Genomic DNA, 20,140 nt, shown 5'->3' on the forward strand with positions numbered 1-20,140 from the left:
TCTAGACTGATTCTTTTGCACCCTAGTCGAACAAGGTCAGTCATGAATAATAATCGCCATCCTGCAGACGGTAAAAAACCGATCACTATTTTCGGCCCGGATTTTCCTTTCGCCTTCGACGACTGGATCGAGCATCCGGCCGGATTAGGCAGTATTCCGGCCGAGAACCACGGCAAGGAAGTGGCGATTGTCGGCGCTGGCATCGCAGGCCTGGTCGCTGCCTATGAGCTGATGAAGCTCGGCCTCAAGCCCGTGGTGTACGAGGCCTCGAAGATGGGCGGCCGTTTACGCTCGCAGGCGTTTGAAGGCACTGAAGGAATCATCGCCGAGTTGGGTGGGATGCGTTTCCCGGTGTCGTCCACGGCGTTTTATCACTATGTCGACAAGCTCGGCCTCGAATCAAAACCCTTCCCTAACCCGCTGACCCCCGCGTCCGGCAGCACGGTGATCGACCTGGAAGGCACCACGTATTACGCACAACAATTGTCGGATCTTCCTGCACTGTTTCAGGAAGTAGCCGACGCCTGGGCCGATGCACTGGAAGCCGGCTCGCAATTCGCCGACATCCAGCAAGCCATCCGTGACCGCGATGTGCCGCGCCTGAAAGAGCTGTGGAACACTCTCGTGCCCCTGTGGGATGACCGCACGTTTTACGATTTCGTCGCCACATCCAAAGCCTTCGCCAAACTGTCCTTCACCCACCGCGAAGTGTTTGGCCAAGTGGGCTTCGGTACCGGCGGCTGGGACTCGGACTTCCCCAACTCGATGCTGGAAATTTTCCGCGTCGTCATGACCAACTGCGACGATCACCAACACCTGATCGTCGGCGGTGTAGAACAAGTGCCACTGGGCATCTGGCGCCATGTGCCGGAACGTTGCGCTCATTGGCCAGCAGGCACCAGCCTCTCGTCGTTGCACCACGGAGCAGCGCGTACCGGGGTCAAACGGATTGCTCGCGCTGACGATGGCCGCTTTGCCGTTACCGACAACTGGGGCGACACCCGCCACTACGCAGCGGTGCTGACCACCTGCCAAAGCTGGCTGCTGACCACCCAGATCGAATGCGAAGAGTCGTTGTTCTCGCAGAAGATGTGGATGGCACTCGACCGCACGCGCTACATGCAATCGTCAAAAACATTCGTCATGGTCGACCGCCCGTTCTGGAAGGACAAAGACCCGGAAACCGGTCGCGACCTGATGAGCATGACCCTCACCGACCGACTCACTCGCGGCACGTATCTGTTTGATAACGGCGACGACAAGCCGGGGGTGATTTGCCTGTCCTATTCGTGGATGAGCGACGCGCTGAAGATGCTCCCACAGCCCATCGAAAAGCGGGTGAAGCTGGCCCTGGACGCGCTGAAAAAAATCTATCCGAAGGTGGACATCGCCGCGCGCATTATTGGCGACCCGATCACGGTGTCGTGGGAAGCGGACCCACATTTCCTAGGGGCTTTCAAAGGCGCATTACCGGGACACTACCGCTACAATCAGCGCATGTACGCGCACTTCATGCAGCAGGACATGCCCAGCGAACAACGCGGAATTTTCATCGCCGGGGACGACGTGTCGTGGACACCTGCCTGGGTTGAAGGCGCAGTGCAGACGTCATTGAATGCGGTGTGGGGCATCATGAATCACTTCGGCGGCAGCACCCACCCAGAGAATCCGGGCCCAGGTGATGTCTTCGACGAAATCGGGCCTATCGCGCTCGCTGATTGAGAGGGAGACACGGACATGCGCATCGCCCTGTATCAATGCCCGCCGCTGCCGCTGGATGTCAGCGGCAACGTGCATCGCCTGGCGCAACAGGCGTCTCAAGCCGCAGCACAAGGGGCAGACCTGTTGGTCTGCCCGGAGATGTTCCTGACCGGTTACAACATCGGAGCGGCCGCAGCATTTTCGCTGGCCGAAACCCGTGACGGTCACTCGGCCGAGCAGGTGGCGGCCATCGCTCAGGCAGAGGGAATTGCCATTTTGTATGGCTACCCCGAACGCGCCAGCGATGCGCAGATTTACAACGCCGTACAGCTGATTGACGCCCAGGGCAGGAGCGTCTGTCATTACCGTAAGACCCATCTTTACGGTGAGTTGGATAAGTCGATGTTCGCCGTCGGTGGCGATGATTTCCCGGTGGTTGAATTGAATGGCTGGCGCCTCGGCCTGCTGATTTGCTACGACTTGGAGTTCCCGGAAAATGCGCGGCGCCTGGCCTTGGCCGGCGCTGATCTGATTCTGGTGCCGACCGCGAACATGGTGCCCTACGATTTCATTGCCGAGGTCACTGTTCGCGCCCGCGCGTTCGAAAACCAGTGCTATGTGGCCTACGCCAATTACTGCGGCAGCGAAGGCGATATCCACTACTGCGGACTGAGCAGCATCGCTGCACCCGATGGCAGCCGAATCGCTCAAGCAGCACGGGATGAAACGTTGATCATTGGCACGCTGGATCGGCAGTTGATGGAAGACTCGCGCGCGATCAACAGCTACTTCAAGGACCGACGGCCGGCGCTGTATGCAGGACTGAGCAAAGGCTGAACCGTTCGTGTCGCGCTCTTTGCGAAAGCAATACCGACCCAAACCCCGGCATATCCGCTAGCATGACAATCCTCTCGCTGAAACGCCGGAAGATGGCATGCCCGCGCTGAATTCCCACACTGTCGAACACCTCACGTTGCCGAACGGGCTGCGGGTTGTGCTGTGTCATGCCCCGCGCCTGAAACGCTGCGCGGCAGCCTTGCGAGTGGCGGCTGGCAGTCATGACGTACCTGCGATGTGGCCAGGCCTGGCGCACTTTCTTGAGCATCTGTTTTTCCTCGGTACCGAGCAGTTTCCAGCCGAAGAGAATCTGATGGCCTTCGTCCAGCGCCATGGTGGACAGGTCAATGCCAGCACCCGAGAGCGCACCACGGACTTCTTCTTCGAACTACCGCAGCCTGTGTTTGCCCAAGGGCTGGAGCGCTTGTGTGAAATGCTCGCTCATCCGCGCATGACCCCGGCCGCTCAACTGCGCGAGCGTGAAGTGCTGCATGCCGAGTTCATCGCGTGGTCTCGGGATGCCGAGGTCCGTTATCAAACAGACTTGATCCAACCCCTTTCAGCGCGACATCCACTGCGCGCGTTTCATGCCGGTAATCGCTACAGCCTGCCGGTACCACGTCGGGCCTTTCAGCAGGCCTTGCACGACTTTTATCAGCGCTTCTATCAGGCCGGGCAGATGACCTTGAGCCTGACCGGTCCGCAACCGCTGGCCGAGTTGAAAGCCCTGGCCACGGCGTATGGCAGCTGCATCGGCGCAGGGGAAAAGACTGAACAGTCCAAGTCAGCGCCATTGATGAGCGGAGCGCCCCGCCCGCAGCCCATTGCCGATCCGCGTCGGCTGCATCTGGTTTTTGCGTGCGAAGACTTACCGGAGTCCAGCCCCGACGCGGTGGCGTTTTTCTGTACCTGGCTGGCCGCCGCACACCCTGGCAGTTTGCTGTTCGAACTGCGTGAACGCGGCTTGATCGAATCGCTCAGCGCCGCACCGCTGTATCAGTTCGATCAACAACTGTTGCTCAATATCGAGTGCGTATTGACTGTCGACGGCATTGGACAGCGCAGGCAGATCACCGCGTTGTTCTTTGACTGGCTGGCGTTCTTCAAGGCCCAAGACGACTGGTCGACCCTGCGTGAAGAATACGCGCTGCTGCAACAACGCCGCTTGGCGGTGGGTAGTGCCCTCGATCTGGCACGGCATTTTAGTGAGCACCTTGAGCGGGCGGATTGGCTGTTGCCCCTAAACGCCCTGCTCACCCAATTGCAGCCCTCGCGGGTGTTGCATCCGCTGGCTGACGCCGCTGTGGATAACTCGAGCACCGGACAGGTTGCGTGGCGCTTACCTGAACCCAATCCATTCCTGCGCCCCGCCACGCCGCCGGTCTTGAGCGTGCCAGCGGCGGCGTCCATGCACTTCAGCGAAGTCCTGCCCTGCGACGCCGGCGAAGGGGCGATTTTCCTGCGCTGGCGACTGGACGCGGCGCATCCCGACCTCTGGCAGATGCTCAACGACAGCCTGAAAACCCTCTGTGATACCGCGCAACAAGCGGGGGTCAGCCTTGGATTCAGTGCGTACGGCCATTTTTGGCAACTCAAGCTAAGCGGCTTGTCTGCACCGATGCCAGCCATCCTCCGTCACGCCTTGCACTTACTGACGGCACCCGACAGCAACACCTTGGCACAATATGGTCAAGCCAGCACCGAGCCCCCCCAGATTCCGATCCGACAGTTGCTCAAGCGCTTGCCGGATGCCTGCCAAGGCCCTGTTGTGTGCGTTCACGCCAACAATTTACCGGCCCTGTGGTCAACCGCGCAGTGGATGGGTTTCGCTGTCGGTCTGTCAGACGATGGCCGCGCCACGCTGAATGCCGAGCTGAAGCTGATGCCCGGCACGCTCGATGACCAGCCCTTGAAAGCGCCGCTCCCTCGGCCGGGTAAACACTGGCACACAGAGCCGTCGGAATCATCTGAAAATGCAGTGCTACTGTTCTGCCCCGCGCCGAGCCAAAACCTGTTTGACGAAGCCGCCTGGCGCGTATTGGCGCACCTCGGCCAAGCGCCCTTCTATCAACGCCTGCGAGTCGAACTGCAACTGGGCTATGCCGTATTCAGCGGCTTTCGGCAGGTAGCCGGGCAAGCGGGATGGCTGTTGGGTGTGCAGTCGCCCAGCGCCACGGCAGCCGACATCATCAATCATCTGCAGGAGTTCATCAGCCGCTTGCCGACGTTGATCTACGAAGCGAATCTGCCGCTACAGCAGCAAGCATTGGCCGCGCAGTTCGAGACAGCCGCCATGGACCTCCTGCAAGCCAGCGAATGGCTCTGGCAGGCGCACCTTGCCGGGCATGACGAAGAGTATCCGCGCCATTTGCAAACGGCTCTTTTATGCATCAATCAGCAACAATTACTGCGCGCCGCTGATCAGCTAGTGAATGCGACCGACGGCTGGCTATGCCTGGCTAACCGCTTGAGCCCGAGCCTTCCCTGGCAAGCGGACGGGTGACTATCCTCCATTCTGCAATTGGCTATGTTGAAAATTGCGGCGTATACAGGGACAAGAGTTTAGTAACATAGCTACCTAAGCATCTGAACGTCTCCCTGCGAAGGTGGACTAAAGATGTAGTTATCCCTGCTGTACCTACTCTAAAGGAGTCTTTTATGTGGACTAAACCTGCTTACACTGATCTGCGGATCGGCTTCGAAGTCACCATGTACTTCGCAAGCCGTTGATGTCGACGCGGTCTAACGCCTCGGCTCGCCGGGGCGTTTTTGTTTATAGCGTCATTGAAACCCAAATTTCGAACCTCGCGTGGTGGAGCTGATATGTACATCCAGATTCTAGGTTCCGCCGCGGGTGGTGGCTTCCCTCAGTGGAACTGCAACTGCACCAACTGCGCGGGTTTTCGCGACGGTAGCCTGCGGGCTGTGGCTCGCACTCAATCCTCCATCGCCCTGTCGGACGACGGCGTGCATTGGGTGTTGTGCAACGCCTCACCAGATATCCGCGCACAACTCCAAAGCTTCGCGCCCATGCAGCCGGGCCGTGCCCTGCGTGACACCGGCATCAACGCCATCGTGTTGATGGACAGCCAGATCGACCACACCACTGGCCTGCTCAGCCTGCGCGAAGGCTGCCCGCATCAGGTCTGGTGCACCGACATGGTTCATGAGGACCTGAGCACCGGCTTCCCGCTGTTCCCCATGCTGACCCACTGGAACGGCGGCCTGAACTGGAATCGCATTGAGCTTGAGGGCAGCTTTGTCATCCCCGCCTGCCCGAATCTGCGTTTCACCCCGTTCCCGCTGCGCAGTGCCGCCCCCCCCTATTCGCCACACCGCTTCGACCCGCATCCAGGCGACAACATTGGCCTGATCGTTGAAGACCTGAAAACCGGTGGCAAGCTGTTCTATGCGCCAGGCCTGGGCAAAGTCGATGAAGCATTGATCCAGAAAATGCGTGCCGCCGACTGCCTGTTGGTGGACGGGACGATGTGGGAAGACGACGAAATGCTGCGCCGTGGCGTCGGCACCCGCACCGGTCGCGAGATGGGCCACCTGTCACAGAATGGCCCCGGCGGCATGCTCGAAGTGCTCGAGCAACTGCCGGAACAGCGCAAAGTGCTTATCCACATCAACAACACCAACCCGATCCTCGACGAAGACTCCCCAGAGCGCGCCGAGCTGGCACGGCGTAATGTCGAAGTTGCCTACGACGGCATGAGTATCGAGCTTTAGGAGCCCACATGAGCGACGCCACTGCGCTGTCCCCCGCTGAATTCGAACAGGCCCTGCGCGCCAAGGGTGCGTATTACCATATCCATCACCCGTTCCACGTGGCGATGTACGAAGGCCGTGCGACCCGTGAGCAGATTCAGGGCTGGGTCGCCAACCGCTTCTATTACCAGGTGAACATCCCGCTCAAGGATGCCGCGATTCTGGCCAACTGCCCGGACCGTGAAGTGCGCCGCGAGTGGATTCAGCGTTTACTCGATCACGACGGCGCGCCGGGTGAAGACGGTGGCATCGAAGCCTGGCTGCGTCTGGGTCAGGCGGTGGGGCTGGACCCGGATCAGTTGCGCTCGCAGGAATTGGTCCTGCCCGGCGTGCGTTTCGCCGTCGATGCCTACGTCAACTTCGCCCGCCGTGCCAATTGGCAGGAAGCCGCCAGCAGCTCGCTGACCGAATTGTTCGCGCCGCAGATCCACCAGTCGCGCCTGGACAGCTGGCCGCAGCACTATCCGTGGATCGACCCCACCGGTTACGAGTATTTCCGTACCCGTCTGGGTCAGGCCCGACGTGACGTGGAGCATGGGATGGCGATCACCTTGCAGCACTACACCACGTTCGAAGGCCAGCAGCGCATGCTGGAAATTTTGCAGTTCAAACTGGACATACTGTGGAGCATGCTTGATGCCATGAGCATGGCCTATGAGCTGAACCGCCCGCCCTACCACAGCGTCACCGACCAGCGCGTCTGGCACAAGGGGATAGCCTTATGAGCTTCGATCAACACCTGACGCCACGCTGGCGCCAAGGCTATCGTTTCCAGTATGAGCCTGCGCAAAAAGGTCATGTGCTGCTGTACCCGGAAGGCATGATCAAACTCAATGAAAGCGCCGGCGCCATTGGCGGCCTGATCGATGGCGAGCGCAGCGTCGTGGTGATTATCGAGATGCTGGGCCAACAGTTCCCAGGCTTTCCCGAACTCGGCGCAGACGTCGAGCAGTTTATGGAGGTCGCTCGTGCTGAACACTGGATCGAACTCATCTGAGTTGACGCAGCAACTACCGCCCAAGCCTGAAACCGGTTTGCCTTTATGGCTACTGGCCGAGCTGACGTATCGCTGCCCGCTGCAATGCCCGTACTGCTCCAACCCGCTGGATTTCGCCGCGCAAGGGCAAGAGCTGACCACCGAAGAGTGGTTCAAGGTGTTCCGTGAAGCACGGGAGATGGGCGCGGCGCAGATCGGTTTTTCCGGCGGCGAACCGCTGGTGCGTCAGGACCTGGCAGAACTGATTGCCGAAGCACGTCGGCTGGGTTTCTACACCAACCTGATCACCTCCGGCATAGGTTTGACCGAACAGAAGATCGCTGACTTCAAAAAAGCCGGGCTGGACCATATCCAGATCAGCTTCCAGGCCAGCGATGAGCAGGTGAACAACCTGCTGGCCGGCTCGAAAAAAGCCTTTGCGCAGAAGCTGGAAATGGCCCGCGCAGTGAAAGCCCACGGCTACCCGATGGTGCTGAATTTTGTCACCCACCGGCACAACATCGACAAGATCGACCGCATCATCGAGCTGTGCATCGCACTCGAAGCGGACTTCGTCGAGCTTGCCACTTGCCAGTTCTATGGCTGGGCGCAACTCAACCGTGTTGGCCTGTTGCCGACCCGTGAGCAACTGGTGCGTGCCGAGCGCGTCACCAACGAATACCGGGCCAAACTGGCCGCAGAAAATCACCCGTGCAAACTGATTTTCGTCACACCGGATTACTACGAAGAGCGCCCAAAAGCCTGCATGAATGGCTGGGGCAGCATCTTCCTCACCGTGACCCCGGACGGTACCGCCCTGCCGTGCCATGGTGCGCGGCAGATGCCGGTGCAGTTTCCCAATGTGCGCGATCACAGCATGCAGCACATCTGGTACGACTCGTTCGGCTTCAATCGTTTCCGTGGTTATGACTGGATGCCCGAGCCCTGCCGTTCTTGCGACGAGAAGGAAAAAGACTTCGGTGGATGCCGTTGCCAGGCCTTTATGCTGACCGGCGATGCCAGCAATGCCGACCCGGTCTGCAGTAAATCGGAGCATCACGGGATGATTATTCAGGCCCGCGAAGAAGCCGAGTATGCTACTCAGACCATTGAGCAGCTGGCTTTCCGCAATGAACGCAACTCACGCCTCATCATCAAATCCTGAGCTTTTAAGTGCCGCGCAGGCAGTGGCGGCGGGCGTTGATTTCGCAGAACTGGCGGTCAGCCCGGCCGGCCTGTTCTGGAACGAATACCGCCCTGAAGATGCCACCTGTCGCGTCTGGCGCTGGCATCAGGGCCAGACGCAATGCCTGACGCCTGACGGTTTCAGTGTGCGCAGTCGGGTCTATGAATATGGCGGTGGTTCGTTCTGCTTGAGCGACGACGCCGTACTGTTCGTCAATGAGGCTGATCAGCAAATATATCGCCAACGGTTCGATGACAGCGTCCCTGAGCTGTTGAGCCGTGGCAACAAACGTTATGGCGATTTGCGATTTGCCAACGGTCAGATTCTGGCCGTGGAAGAAGATCACGACACCCATCGTTTGGTCGCCCTCGATATCGCGGACGGTCAACGCCATCTGCTGGCTGAAGGCGCTGATTTCTATGCTGCGCCGACCCTTGGTCCCATCGGTAAGCGCCTGGCCTGGATCGAGTGGCAACGCCCGCATCAGCCATGGACCTCGACCCGGTTGATGTGCGCAGAACGCCAGACCGATGGCCATTGGGGACGAGCACACTGTGTTGCCGGGGATGTCACCGAGGAGTCTCTGCAACAACCGCGCTTCGATGCCCAGGACCGCCTGTTTTGCCTGACTGATCGCGATGGATTCTGGCAGCCGTGGGGCGAGACGCCCACCGGCCTCGCGGCGCTTCCTGCTGCCAGGGCTGATCACTCCCCCGCGCCGTGGCAATTGGGCGGCAGCACCTGGCTGCCGCTGGATAACGGCGATTATCTGGCGAGCTGGTCCGAAGAGGGTTTTGGCCGACTGGGTATGTGTCATGCCGACGGCACGTTGGAGGATTTCACTGGCGATTACAGCCGCTTCCGCAGCCTGGCCGTGGATGAGCAGTTTATCTACTGCATCGCGGCCTCGGCGATCAGCCCTTCAGCCGTTCTGGCCATCCAGCGCAAGGACCATCGCGTGCAGGTGCTGGCCGGTGGTGTTGCGCCGCTGCCCGCCGAGCGCATCAGCCGCCCTCAAGCGCTGCGCTACCCAAGCAGCACCGGCGAGGCTCATGGCTTTTTCTACCCGGCCATGACCGGTGAGCAAAAACCACCCTTGGTGGTGTTCATTCATGGCGGCCCGACGTCGGCCTGTTATCCGGTCCTGGATCCGCGTATCCAATACTGGAGTCAGCGCGGATTCGCTGTCGCCGACCTCAACTACCGTGGCAGTACCGGTTATGGTCGCGCCTATCGGCAAAGCCTGCATTTGAACTGGGGCGAAGCCGACGTCGACGACGCCTGTGCTGTGGTCGCATACCTCGCCGAACGGTCGATGATCAACCCTGATCAGGCCTTCATTCGAGGCGGCAGTGCGGGCGGCTACACCACCCTGTGTGCGCTGGCGTTCCGTCGGGTGTTTCGCGCAGGGGCGAGTTTGTACGGCGTCAGTGATCCGATTGCGCTAGGCCTTGTGACTCACAAATTCGAGGCGGATTATCTGGATTGGCTGATCGGCGATCCCGAGAAAGACATAGAGCGCTACCAGGCCCGTACCCCGCTACTGCACGCCAGCGAGATCAGCGTGCCGGTGATCTTCTTTCAGGGCGAACTGGATACGGTGGTGGTGCCCGCGCAGACCCGCGACATGCTTAAGGCCTTGCTGGACAATAATATCCGCGCCGAAGCCCACTTCTACCTCGACGAGCGCCACGGTTTTCGCAAGGCGGCGAACCAGGCCCATGCGCTGGAAGAGGAATGGCGGTTTTATCGCGATGTCATCGACAGCTGCGACACGGTGCAGGCCCCTCAAGCCGCAACAACATCCCGGCGCTCGTGACTTGAAGCGGTCGAGCGGGCCAATACCGCCGCCACCGGCCTGCTGCCTTCCACCGCGCAGCCCAGGACGATGATGTCGGCGCGGATCCCGCAACATGTTTCACACAGCAGCGTTTCGCGACGGCCCATACCCGTCAGGGTTTCATCGAGAATCAACAGGATCTTCAACTCGCGACACAGCTGGGCGACACCCTGAAAGTACGCACGGGTCGCGGCCAGGCTTTCGTGGCCGCCGCGAATCGGCTCCAAAATGATCGCAACAGTCTGCGCGTCGACAGCGGCATGCAGCGCCGCCAGATCATTGAATGGAACGTTGATCGCATTCGGTCTGCAGCTGCCCGACGAAATGATCCCGAAGGCACCGCGGCGATGCTCCTGACCCCAAGTGCTTGTCAGCCTGATTGCCACCTCCCGGGCCTCGGCGGCAGTCTCGACGATAAGCACCTGATCGCTGGCCGTACTGCAGCGCAAGCGCTCACCCAGACTGAGTCCCGCGTACGCATCAGCGCTTTCCGGTTCCAGCTCGATACCCGCGTCATTCTGTTCCAGACGGCCAAACAACAGCTTGAACACGTTCATGCCCGCAACCCCACCAGCGGAAGCCCCAGCAGGCGGTCGGTCCAGTCTTCGACCTGCCCGGTGCGTAAGCGCTTGAGCGCAATATCACGCCAGCGCGAAGCGAGTGCGGGGCAATCCACCAGTTTTTTCAGACCCGCACGCTCCAGCGGCTCCGTGTAGAAACTGCGCAAGGCCCACGCCACGGTCAAGCCGGGGTAGCTGCGCTGAACCAGCTCGAAAGGATCGCTCGCACTGACGAACCCGGGTTTGAGCACCCGGTAAAACCAGCCACAGCGACCACTGTCTTGCGCCTGTTGCGGCATGTCTTGCAGACCCCAGCGCTGGCTCAAGCGATAACACGGCGAGCGCGGCTGACTGATCTGCAGCAGCGCCGTGCCCCAGCGGAACATGTCGCCCAGGCAGGCGTGCTCTTCGGTCAAGCCAAGGGTGGAGAGGTTTTCGCCAAACGCCGGGGCGCTCCAGTCGATGTGCGGATAAAGCGTGCGCCAGTAGGCATAGTGTTCGGCGGGATAATGATGCAGCGCGCGTTCTGGCCCGGTATGAAAGCGCGGATCGCCATGCTCATCACATCCCAGGCCTTGTGGCCAGAGCCAAGTTCGGCGTTCGAGCCGCTGTTTATCGATATCAATGACCAATCCATGACCAAGGTTTTTTGCTTTCCCTATGTAAACGCCTTCGACATACACGCTATTCATCGAAATTTCTGGCCCTGTAAGCCTCGTGGAATGGGCGTAGACTAGGCTTCCTAGGGGCTCACAGCCATTTCGATTTCCCAGCATTTTCGATAAGATTTACTTATGGATTTTCGGCAGCTGCGGTATTTTGTCGCTGTATATGAAGAAGGCCACGTCGGACGGGCCGCGGAGCGACTTTCACTGTCGCAGCCGGCGCTTTCGCAGCAGATTCGTCAGCTCGAACACACCCTTGATGTCAGCCTGTTCGAACGCAGCAGCAAGCGTCTGGTGCCGACCCTGGCCGCACATACGCTTTACAATCACGCCCTGCCTTTGCTCGACGGCATGCAACGCGCCCGCGATGCACTGCGTAACTTCAAAGGGCAGTCGGCACATACCTTGGCGATTGGCGTGCTGCAAACGGTGCTGGGCCTGGTGCCACAGTTACTCGAGCGCGTACGCAAGGCGCAGCCGCATTTGGTGGTGCACATCTACGAGCTGTCCGGACTGGAGATCGAACGGCGCCTGCTCAATGGGGCGCTGGACATCGGCATCAGCTTTCTGCCTGCGCATCAACCCGGCTTGCACAGCTTGTTGCTCTATGAAGACGAGTTACAGTTGGTCATCCCCGCCAACCACCCGCTGCGCGAGTTCAAGAAGGTATCGCTAAGTCAGGCGGCGGAACTGCCGATGCTGTTGCTGGGCGAAGAGTATCAGGTGCGGCAAATCTGGCAGGCACAACTGGCTAACCTGGGACGCAGGCCGCATGTGCAGGCGGAACTCAATAGCATGTCAGGCATACTCGACAGCCTGCTCAATACCACGTTGGCGACGGTATTACCGGGGCGCGTGCAGCAAACTCAGGAAAACCCGGGGCTGCTTTGGAAACCGCTGACAGAACCGCGGGTGCCGCTCAAGGTTGGATTGGTTTTCCGCGATGCGCAACGTCAACAGCCGACGCTGGAACTGCTGCGTTCATTGATGGAGGAAGTGGTCAATGGACGTCCGGGCCTGCCGGTGTCGCTGGATGAGCTGAGCTGACATCTATCAGGCGAGTGACGCTAAATCGCGCACAAAAAGAAAACCCCGCCGAAGCGGGGCTTTGCAGACTGTTTCCCTGACATCCTTTTCGCCCCGCCATCCTGGCAGGAATCCTTACGTGTCCGTGTTGTGTTTTATGCGCTTCCTGCGCTACGTCCATGTGAAGTAGATTAGCTTTGGATCCATACAAACGATAGGGGCAAACAGCAGCACGTCATGTAAGCAAATGCTTACATTGCGTCAGACCTGTCCGACCCGAAATCAAAACTGCGAAGCCTCGAGCAGGAACAGCGTTTCACTGCCAGCCTTGACCGACGCGCTCAAGGACTGAATACGCGGCAGCAGACGGGCGAAGTAGAAACGCGCAGTTCCCAGTTTGCTGGCGTAGAAGTCTTCCCGGGTTTCTTTACCGAACGCCGCCTTGGCCATCAAGGCCCACATGTAGGCGTAGGCGGTGTAGCCGAAAGCGTGCAGGTACTCGACCGATGCAGCGCCGATTTCGTTGGGGTTATCTTTGGATTGCTCCAGTACCCAATGCGTCAGTTCATCGAGGGTATCGAGTGCAGCGTTCAACGGCTTGGTGAATTCGGCCAGCTCGCTGCCGGCACCGGCGGTGAACTGACGAATTTCGTCAGCGAAGAGCGTGTAGTACGCACCGCCGTTGCCCACGATTTTGCGCCCGACCAGGTCCAGCGCCTGGATACCGTTAGTACCCTCGTAGATCTGGGTGATCCGCACGTCGCGGACCAGTTGCTCCTGGCCCCACTCACGAATGAAGCCGTGGCCGCCGAACACTTGCTGACCGTGCACTGTGGTTTCCAGCCCGAGATCGGTCAGGAACGCCTTCGCCACTGGCGTCAGCAACGCCACCAGATCATCGGCACGTTTACGCGCTGCAGCGTCTTCGCTGAACTTGGCGATATCCAGTTGCATGGCCACGTAAGTGGAGAACGCACGACCGCCTTCGTTGGAGGCTTTCATGGTCAACAGCATGCGGCGCACATCGGGGTGAACAATGATCGGATCGGCGATTTTATCCTTGGCTTTAGCGCCGGTCGGCGAGCGACTTTGTAGGCGGTCGCGGGCATATTCGATAGCGTTCTGGTACGAACGCTCGCCGGAGGCCAGGCCCTGGATACCGACACCCAGACGCTCGTAGTTCATCATGGTGAACATGGCCGCCAGGCCTTTGTTAGGTTCACCCACGAGATAACCGACCGCCGCATCGAAGTTCATCACACAGGTAGCGGACGCCTGAATACCCATTTTGTGTTCGATGGAGCCACAGCTGACCGGGTTACGCTCACCCAGAGTCCCGTCGGCATTGACCATGAACTTGGGCACCAGGAACAGCGAGATGCCTTTCGGGCCTGCTGGCGCATCTGGCAGCTTGGCCAGGACCAAATGGATGATGTTTTCAGTCAGGTCGTGCTCGCCGCCCGTGATGAATATCTTGGTGCCGCTGATTGTGTAGGAGCCGTCGGCCTGAGGATCGGCTTTGGTGCGAATAATCCCCAGATCGGTACCGGCATGGGACTCGGTCAGGCACATGGAACCGGCCCAGACCCCAGAGTACATATTCGGCAGATAAGTGGCCTTGAGCGCTTCGCTGGCATGGGTGTTGATCGAGACACACGCACCGGATGTCAGCATCGGATACAAACCGAACGCCAGGCTTGAGGAATTGATCATTTCTTCGACCTGAGCCGACACTACTTTGGGCATGCCCATGCCGCCGAACGCCGGGTCACCACCGACACCGACCCAACCACCGTCAGCGTACGTCTGATAAGCCTCGGGGAATCCGGCCGGAGTGGTCACGACGCCGTCATTCCAGTGGCAGCCCTCTTCATCGCCACTCCGACTGAGCGGCGCGATGCTTTTGCTGGTGACTTTACCCGCCTCTTCGAGAATGGCCTCTACCGTGTCGGCGTCCACTGTTTCGGCCAACGCCGGCAGCTGAGCCCAAAGCGTGGCAACCTCGAAAACTTCATTAAGGACGAAGCGCATATCACGCAGGGGCGCTTTGTAGTCAGCCATGGCAAACCTCGCAAAAAATTGAGCCGGTGTAACGGAGACATCAAGTGTAACCGAACACCATTTGCGACACATAGGGTCAAAGCATGACCAATTTGTAATTTTTGGTCATGCTTATTGAGGCGATGCCGCGCTCACGACCGGCTAGGGATTACAAGGCGAACAGCTGCGCGGGCAACTGCATCAGGCAATCACTGCCCGCCTCGATGGCCGCTTGGTGGGCACCGGTGCGCGGCAACAAACGCTTGAAGTAGAACGAGCAGGTCGCCAGCTTGGCCTGGCAATAATCCGCCTCGCCGCTGCCGTCCTCCAGCTGAGTCTGAGCCACCAGTGCCATGCGCAACCACAGGTACCCAAGAATGATATAGCCGCTGTACATCAGGTAATCCTGCGCAGCTGCGCCCACTTCGTCCGGATTTTTCATGGCCGCCATGCCGATGTGGGTGGTCAGTTCGCCCCACTGTTTGTTTAATCCACTCAACTGCGCAACGAAGCCCTTGAGCTGTGGATGCCCGGCATTGGCTTCGCAAAATGTGTGGACGATTTTGGTGAAGCCACGCAGCAGTTTTCCTTGGCTGCCCAATACTTTGCGGCCGAGCAAATCGAGGGCCTGAATGCCGTTGGTGCCTTCATAAATGGGTGCAATCCGACAGTCGCGCACCAACTGCTCCATGCCCCACTCACGAATATAGCCGTGGCCGCCGAAGACCTGCATGCCATGGTTGGTCACTTCCAGGCCGGTCTCGGTCATGAACGCTTTGCAGATCGGCGTGAGGAACGCCAACAGGTTTTCCGCCTCCTCGCGCTGACCCGCGTCGCTGCTCATGTGTGCGGTATCGAGCAACTGGGCAGTCATGTACGTCAGTGCGCGATTGCCTTCGTTGAAGGCTTTCATGGTCAGCAACATGCGGCGAACATCAGGGTGGACAATGATCGGATCAGCGACCTTATCCGGCGCTTTGGGGCCGGTCAGCGCACGCATCTGTAAACGTTCATTGGCGTATTTTATCGCACCCTGGAAGCTGGCTTCGCCCAGGCACAAGCCCTGCATCCCCGTGCCCAGGCGTGCGTGGTTCATCATGGTGAACATGCAGTTGAGGCCCTTGTTGGCCTCGCCGATCAGGTAACCGGTGGCGCTGTCGAAGTTGAGCACGCAGGTGGCCGACGCCTTGATCCCCATCTTGTGTTCGATCGAACCACACGACACGCCGTTGCGCTGGCCCGCGTCGCCTGCGGCGTCCGGCAAGAACTTGGGCACAATGAACAGCGAGATGCCTTTGGTGCCCGCCGGTGCATCCGGCAGTTTCGCCAGTACCAGGTGCACGATATTCTGGCTCATGTCGTGTTCGCCAGCGGAGATAAAAATCTTGCTGCCGGACACGGCGTAGCTGCCATCCGCTTGCGGTACGGCCCGGGTTTTGATGATGCCCAGGTCGGTACCGCAGTGGGCTTCAGTCAGGCACATAGTCCCGGTCCATTGACCTTCAGTCAGCTTGCTCAGGTAGGTCTGTTTCTGCGCGTCAGTGCCGTGGGTATGGATCGCCGACATCGCGCCATGGGTCAAGCCGGGGTACATCCCCCAGGACGTATTACTCGACCCGATCATTTCGCTGATGACCAAGCCCAGAGACAATGGCAGCCCCTGCCCGCCATAAGCCGGATCCGCTGCCAGGCCGTGCCAGCCGCCCTCGACGTATTGGGCAAACGCTTCCTTGAAGCCCTTGGGTGTGGTGACCACGCCCTGATCGAAATGACAGCCTTCTTCATCGCCAGACCGGTTCAGCGGCGACAGCACCTGTTCGCAGAATTTGGCCCCTTCTTCAAGGATTGCGCTGACCATATCCGGGCTCGCGTCGTCAGCTCCGAGCCTTGCGTAATGAGCTGGAAAGTCAAAAACGTAGTCGATCAGAAAGCGCATATCGCGCAGGGGAGCTTTATAGTCAGGCATGGTTTTTTCTCCGGCAGCAGATGCGTCAACCTACTGCGCAGACCTGACCCGAACAACCACACTAGAGACGCTGAATGCGCCGTCATCACTCAACCGCCAGCGCCAGCCATCCGCACTGCGCCGCTGCGGCTCTGGCCGTGGAACATCACGCAATTGCGCCCTGCACCTTTGGCACTGTAGAGCGCCTGGTCGGCAGACTTGAGGACTTCCTCGGCAGTTCGGTGGTCCACTTGCCGTTCGGCGACACCGATACTGACGGTCACCGAAACGCTGCTCGCCTGGGCACTGCTTCTGCGTTGACGACCCTGTTGATCGTCTTGTGGACGATCCTGATTGCGTAGATGAATGTTGTATGTGGCGATGGCTTCGCGGATCGCCTCCAGGTGGGGCATGCATTCTTCCAGCGTCTTGCCCGCGAACACCACGGCAAATTCTTCACCGCCATAGCGGTAGGCACGACCACCGCCAGTGACTTTCGACAACTTGCTGGCCACCAGACGCAGCACCTGATCACCGACGTCATGCCCATGGGTGTCGTTGAATTTCTTGAAGTGATCGACGTCGGTCATCGCCAACACATAATTACGCCCCAGGCGCTGCATGCGCTCATTAAGCGCACGACGACCAGGCAGTCCGGTGAGCTCATCGCGAAAGGCCATTTGATAAGCCTCATGTGCAACGGCCGCAGCAATCATCAGCATCACCTGGCTGCACATGACATTCAGGGTGAACGGCAGAATGAATGTTTTTGGCAGCGCCCAGAACAATCCCACCAAACCCACTATCTGAGCAGCGTGCAACGGACGCGGTTTGCGCAGGTATTGCACCGTCAACAAGACGAAGCTCGCAAAAAATACCGGGTACGCCAACTGAATCAGGCTCATCCAGTTGCCATGCAGGGCTGGCCAGCGGATCAGCGCCAGCCAGTTCAGCAGCGCCTGTGGATAACTTTGCTCCAACGCCAGGGCGACACTACCAACCGCGAACAATACGGCAAAGCGGGCCACCAGATCGCGGAACAAATGGGTGCGCTCCTCCCATGCAGCGAACACACCGAACAACAGCGGCAGCAACAGGCAGCACAGGTGAAAGACCACGGCAGCGTCTTCACGCACCTTGCCATTGTCTCGGTAATAATCGGTCTGGGTGTCGAGCAGGAAGTAGGCGGTGTAGACCGTGATCATCAGAAACAGCTCGCGCTGACGCCGATAGACCCCGCAGTAAGCACCACCCAATAACAGAACCAGGGTTGGCAGCACGTTGAACAGCGAAGTGAAGAAGACGTTGAGGTCCTTCACGTACGCAGCAGCAAGCCCCGCAACCAACAGCAACAACGATGGCAGGAAATGACTAAAACGTACGGGAGAAAAACGCGGCAAGGGGGATGACTCCTACCCGGCGTAACAATAGAAATATCGACAGATGGCATTGTGCCTGCACTGCCTGCGTTAAGCACTCAAATGGCTCAAAAACATGCTCAAGTCTTTGTTAGCGGCCACATCGGGGAAATCTGAACGTAAAAAAGCCGCTTCCCCCATAGGAGAAGCGGCTTTTCAGAGGCTGCGCGAGGGTTTAGTAACCCAGAGCGAAGTTTTCTTCTTTCATGTCCATCAGGTTGTTTGCACCCGACAGCATGGTCACAACGTGTGTACGGGTACGCGGCAGAATGCGCTGGAAGTAGAAACGTGCTGTTTGCAGCTTGGCTGTGTAGAACGCTTCTTCGCTGGTACCGGCAGCGAGCTTTTCCGCCGCCAGACGTGCCATGTCAGCCCAGAAATAAGCCAGGCATGCATAACCGGAATACATCAGGTAATCCACCGACGCAGCACCGACTTCTTCGCGATCTTTCATGGCCGCCATACCGACCTTCATGGTCAGCTCGCCCCATTCTTTGTTCAGCGCAGCCAACGGCTCGACGAACTCTTTGACTGCTTCGTTGCCTTCGTTGGTCTGGCAGAACTTGTGGACGATCTTGGTGAAGCCCTTGAGCGCTTCGCCTTGGGTCATCAACACTTTACGGCCGAGCAGGTCCAACGCCTGAATACCGGTGGTGCCTTCGTACAGCATGGAAATACGGCTGTCGCGAACGTTCTGCTCCATGCCCCACTCGGCGATGAAGCCGTGGCCACCATAGATCTGCACACCATGGTTAGCAGACTCGAAGCCCACTTCTGTCATGAAGGCCTTGGCAATCGGGGTCATGAACGCCAACAGGGCGTCTGCTTGTTTCTTCTGTTCAGCGTCCTGGCCGTACTTGACGATGTCGACCAGCTTGGCAGTGAAGTACACCATCGCACGGTTGCCTTCGGCGAAGGCTTTCATGGTCAACAGCATGCGACGTACATCAGGGTGCACGATGATCGGGTCGGCGGCTTTTTCCGGCGCTTTCGGGCCAGTCAAAGAACGCATTTGCAGGCGATCACGCGCATATTTCAGGCCGCCCTGGAAGCCGATCTCGGCGTGAGCCAAGCCTTGCAACGCAGTGCCCAAACGCGCGGTGTTCATAAAGGTGAACATGCAGTTCAGGCCTTTGTTCGCCTGGCCGATCAGGAAACCGGTGGCCGCGTCGAAGTTCATCACGCAGGTCGCGTTACCGTGGATGCCCATTTTGTGTTCGAGGGAGCCACAGTTCACGGCGTTGCGAGCGCCGATGCTGCCGTCAGCGTTTGGCAGAAACTTCGGCACGATGAACAGCGAGATACCTTTGGTGCCAGCCGGTGCGTCCGGCAGACGTGCCAGCACGATATGGACGATGTTGTCGGCCATGTCGTGTTCGCCAGCAGAAATGAAGATTTTGGTGCCCGTAACTTTGTAGGAACCGTCAGCCTGAGGTTCGGCTTTGGTGCGCAACATGCCCAAATCGGTACCGCAGTGCGATTCGGTCAGACACATGGTGCCGGTCCATTCGCCGGAAACCAGCTTGGTCAGGTAAGCCTGCTGCTGTTCTTCGGTGCCGTGCTCGGAAATGGTGTTCATCGCGCCATGAGACAGGCCTGGGTACATCCCCCACGACCAGTTGGCTTCGCCAACCATTTCACTGACTGCCAGACCCAGCGACTCAGGCAGGCCTTGGCCGCCATGCTCGACGTCATGAGCCAGGCTTGGCCAGCCGCCTTCCACGAATTGTTGATAAGCCTGCTTGAAACCCGACGGGGTTTTCACGCCGGACTCGCTCCAGGTGCACCCTTCGGTGTCGCCGACACGATTCAGCGGAGCCAACACCTGCTCACAAAACTTGGCGCCTTCCTCAAGAATGGCGTCAACCATGTCTGGAGTAGCGTCCTGGCAAGCCGGCAGGCTTTGATAATGCGCTTCATAACCGAGCAGTTCGTCACGAACGAAGCGAATATCACGCAAGGGGGCCTTGTAGTCAGGCATAGCGATAAACCTCTGCTGATGAATCCTGGAATGAATGACCGATCGGTCGCTGTGGGGATTTCCCCAACCACCTGACAATCTCAAGTTGCCTAGCGGTCAAACAGTTGTTTGAAACATACGTTTACGACCAAACCTTGTCAAGCTTAGCAAGCGAGCCATTCATCGCCGATGGGCTGTACATCCCGCGCGCA

16 protein-coding genes are annotated in these 20,140 nt (G+C 59.0%); 10 read left to right on the plus strand and 6 right to left on the minus strand.

Going from position 1 to position 20,140, the window contains the following annotated elements:
* Nucleotides 1–42: 42 nt before the first annotated feature.
* The 9 genes from RHM55_RS12805 (at nucleotide 43) to RHM55_RS12845 (ending at nucleotide 10,293) form a co-directional block, all read left to right on the plus strand.
* The gene (locus RHM55_RS12805) at nucleotides 43–1,722 is read left to right on the plus strand and encodes a flavin monoamine oxidase family protein (RefSeq protein ID WP_322182560.1); all 1,680 of its coding nucleotides are present in this window, start codon (nucleotides 43–45) and stop codon (nucleotides 1,720–1,722) included.
* 15 nt (nucleotides 1,723–1,737) lie between these two features.
* Nucleotides 1,738–2,538, plus strand: coding sequence for a carbon-nitrogen hydrolase family protein (locus tag RHM55_RS12810; RefSeq protein ID WP_322182563.1), 801 nt, complete (start codon nucleotides 1,738–1,740; stop codon nucleotides 2,536–2,538).
* Between the two features lie 97 nt (nucleotides 2,539–2,635).
* Nucleotides 2,636–5,041 (plus strand): pyrroloquinoline quinone biosynthesis protein PqqF, encoded by a 2,406-nt coding sequence (gene pqqF / locus RHM55_RS12815; RefSeq protein ID WP_322182565.1) that lies wholly within the window; start codon nucleotides 2,636–2,638, stop codon nucleotides 5,039–5,041.
* A gap of 155 nt (nucleotides 5,042–5,196) precedes the next feature.
* Nucleotides 5,197–5,268 carry a pyrroloquinoline quinone precursor peptide PqqA gene (gene pqqA / locus RHM55_RS12820; RefSeq protein WP_008365141.1) on the plus strand — a complete coding sequence of 24 codons (72 nt, stop codon included), beginning with the start codon at nucleotides 5,197–5,199 and terminating at the stop codon, nucleotides 5,266–5,268.
* A gap of 93 nt (nucleotides 5,269–5,361) precedes the next feature.
* Complete coding sequence (pqqB, locus tag RHM55_RS12825; protein WP_322182567.1) at nucleotides 5,362–6,273, plus strand: pyrroloquinoline quinone biosynthesis protein PqqB; 912 nt, start codon at nucleotides 5,362–5,364, stop codon at nucleotides 6,271–6,273.
* An 8-nt stretch (nucleotides 6,274–6,281) separates the two neighbouring features.
* Entirely contained in the window at nucleotides 6,282–7,037 is a 756-nt protein-coding gene (pqqC, locus tag RHM55_RS12830; RefSeq protein WP_322182569.1) for a pyrroloquinoline-quinone synthase PqqC, read from the plus strand.
* Entirely contained in the window at nucleotides 7,034–7,309 is a 276-nt protein-coding gene (gene pqqD, locus RHM55_RS12835; RefSeq protein ID WP_322182571.1) for a pyrroloquinoline quinone biosynthesis peptide chaperone PqqD, read from the plus strand. The genes pqqC and pqqD overlap by 4 nt, the downstream gene beginning before the upstream one ends.
* Complete coding sequence (pqqE, locus tag RHM55_RS12840; protein ID WP_374029324.1) at nucleotides 7,281–8,453, plus strand: pyrroloquinoline quinone biosynthesis protein PqqE; 1,173 nt, start codon at nucleotides 7,281–7,283, stop codon at nucleotides 8,451–8,453. Before pqqD ends, pqqE begins: the two co-directional genes overlap by 29 nt.
* A complete protein-coding gene (locus RHM55_RS12845) occupies nucleotides 8,419–10,293 on the plus strand; it encodes a S9 family peptidase (protein ID WP_322182573.1) in 1,875 nt (624 codons plus the stop codon). The genes pqqE and RHM55_RS12845 overlap by 35 nt, the downstream gene beginning before the upstream one ends.
* Here RHM55_RS12845 and RHM55_RS12850 read toward each other — a convergent pair.
* A complete protein-coding gene (locus RHM55_RS12850; protein WP_322182575.1) occupies nucleotides 10,263–10,871 on the minus strand; it encodes an aminotransferase class III-fold pyridoxal phosphate-dependent enzyme in 609 nt (202 codons plus the stop codon). The two genes, RHM55_RS12845 and RHM55_RS12850, sit on opposite strands and share 31 nt — an antisense overlap.
* A complete protein-coding gene (locus RHM55_RS12855) occupies nucleotides 10,868–11,566 on the minus strand; it encodes an MOSC domain-containing protein (RefSeq protein WP_322182577.1) in 699 nt (232 codons plus the stop codon). The genes RHM55_RS12850 and RHM55_RS12855 overlap by 4 nt, the downstream gene beginning before the upstream one ends.
* A gap of 102 nt (nucleotides 11,567–11,668) precedes the next feature.
* On the opposite strand from RHM55_RS12855, the gene RHM55_RS12860 reads away from it, so the two are divergent.
* The gene (locus RHM55_RS12860) at nucleotides 11,669–12,586 is read left to right on the plus strand and encodes a LysR family transcriptional regulator (protein ID WP_322182579.1); all 918 of its coding nucleotides are present in this window, start codon (nucleotides 11,669–11,671) and stop codon (nucleotides 12,584–12,586) included.
* Between the two features lie 261 nt (nucleotides 12,587–12,847).
* On the opposite strand, the gene RHM55_RS12865 is transcribed toward RHM55_RS12860, so the two are convergent.
* The 4 genes from RHM55_RS12865 to RHM55_RS12880 form a co-directional block, all read right to left on the minus strand.
* Nucleotides 12,848–14,626: an acyl-CoA dehydrogenase C-terminal domain-containing protein gene (locus tag RHM55_RS12865; protein WP_322182581.1), complete on the minus strand. Its 1,779-nt coding sequence runs from the start codon at nucleotides 14,624–14,626 to the stop codon at nucleotides 12,848–12,850.
* A gap of 148 nt (nucleotides 14,627–14,774) precedes the next feature.
* The gene (locus RHM55_RS12870; protein WP_322182583.1) at nucleotides 14,775–16,571 is read right to left on the minus strand and encodes an acyl-CoA dehydrogenase C-terminal domain-containing protein; all 1,797 of its coding nucleotides are present in this window, start codon (nucleotides 16,569–16,571) and stop codon (nucleotides 14,775–14,777) included.
* An 89-nt stretch (nucleotides 16,572–16,660) separates the two neighbouring features.
* Nucleotides 16,661–17,950: a GGDEF domain-containing protein gene (locus tag RHM55_RS12875; RefSeq protein WP_322182585.1), complete on the minus strand. Its 1,290-nt coding sequence runs from the start codon at nucleotides 17,948–17,950 to the stop codon at nucleotides 16,661–16,663.
* Between the two features lie 193 nt (nucleotides 17,951–18,143).
* Entirely contained in the window at nucleotides 18,144–19,949 is a 1,806-nt protein-coding gene (locus RHM55_RS12880; RefSeq protein WP_219064565.1) for a phenylacyl-CoA dehydrogenase, read from the minus strand.
* Between the last annotated feature and the right edge of the window lie 191 nt (nucleotides 19,950–20,140).

It is taken from the genome of Pseudomonas sp. MH9.2, assembly GCF_034353875.1.
Lineage (GTDB): Bacteria > Pseudomonadota > Gammaproteobacteria > Pseudomonadales > Pseudomonadaceae > Aquipseudomonas.

Coding starts and splice junctions, on each gene's coding strand:
- RHM55_RS12805 (WP_322182560.1), top strand. CDS start 43: ATGAATAATAATCGCCATCCTGCAGACGGTAAAAAACCGATCACTATT.
- RHM55_RS12810 (WP_322182563.1), top strand. CDS start 1,738: ATGCGCATCGCCCTGTATCAATGCCCGCCGCTGCCGCTGGATGTCAGC.
- pqqF (WP_322182565.1), top strand. CDS start 2,636: ATGCCCGCGCTGAATTCCCACACTGTCGAACACCTCACGTTGCCGAAC.
- pqqB (WP_322182567.1), top strand. CDS start 5,362: ATGTACATCCAGATTCTAGGTTCCGCCGCGGGTGGTGGCTTCCCTCAG.
- pqqC (WP_322182569.1), top strand. CDS start 6,282: ATGAGCGACGCCACTGCGCTGTCCCCCGCTGAATTCGAACAGGCCCTG.
- pqqD (WP_322182571.1), top strand. CDS start 7,034: ATGAGCTTCGATCAACACCTGACGCCACGCTGGCGCCAAGGCTATCGT.
- RHM55_RS12845 (WP_322182573.1), top strand. CDS start 8,419: ATGAACGCAACTCACGCCTCATCATCAAATCCTGAGCTTTTAAGTGCC.
- RHM55_RS12850 (WP_322182575.1), bottom strand. CDS start 10,871: ATGAACGTGTTCAAGCTGTTGTTTGGCCGTCTGGAACAGAATGACGCG.
- RHM55_RS12855 (WP_322182577.1), bottom strand. CDS start 11,566: ATGAATAGCGTGTATGTCGAAGGCGTTTACATAGGGAAAGCAAAAAAC.
- RHM55_RS12860 (WP_322182579.1), top strand. CDS start 11,669: ATGGATTTTCGGCAGCTGCGGTATTTTGTCGCTGTATATGAAGAAGGC.
- RHM55_RS12865 (WP_322182581.1), bottom strand. CDS start 14,626: ATGGCTGACTACAAAGCGCCCCTGCGTGATATGCGCTTCGTCCTTAAT.
- RHM55_RS12870 (WP_322182583.1), bottom strand. CDS start 16,571: ATGCCTGACTATAAAGCTCCCCTGCGCGATATGCGCTTTCTGATCGAC.
- RHM55_RS12880 (WP_219064565.1), bottom strand. CDS start 19,949: ATGCCTGACTACAAGGCCCCCTTGCGTGATATTCGCTTCGTTCGTGAC.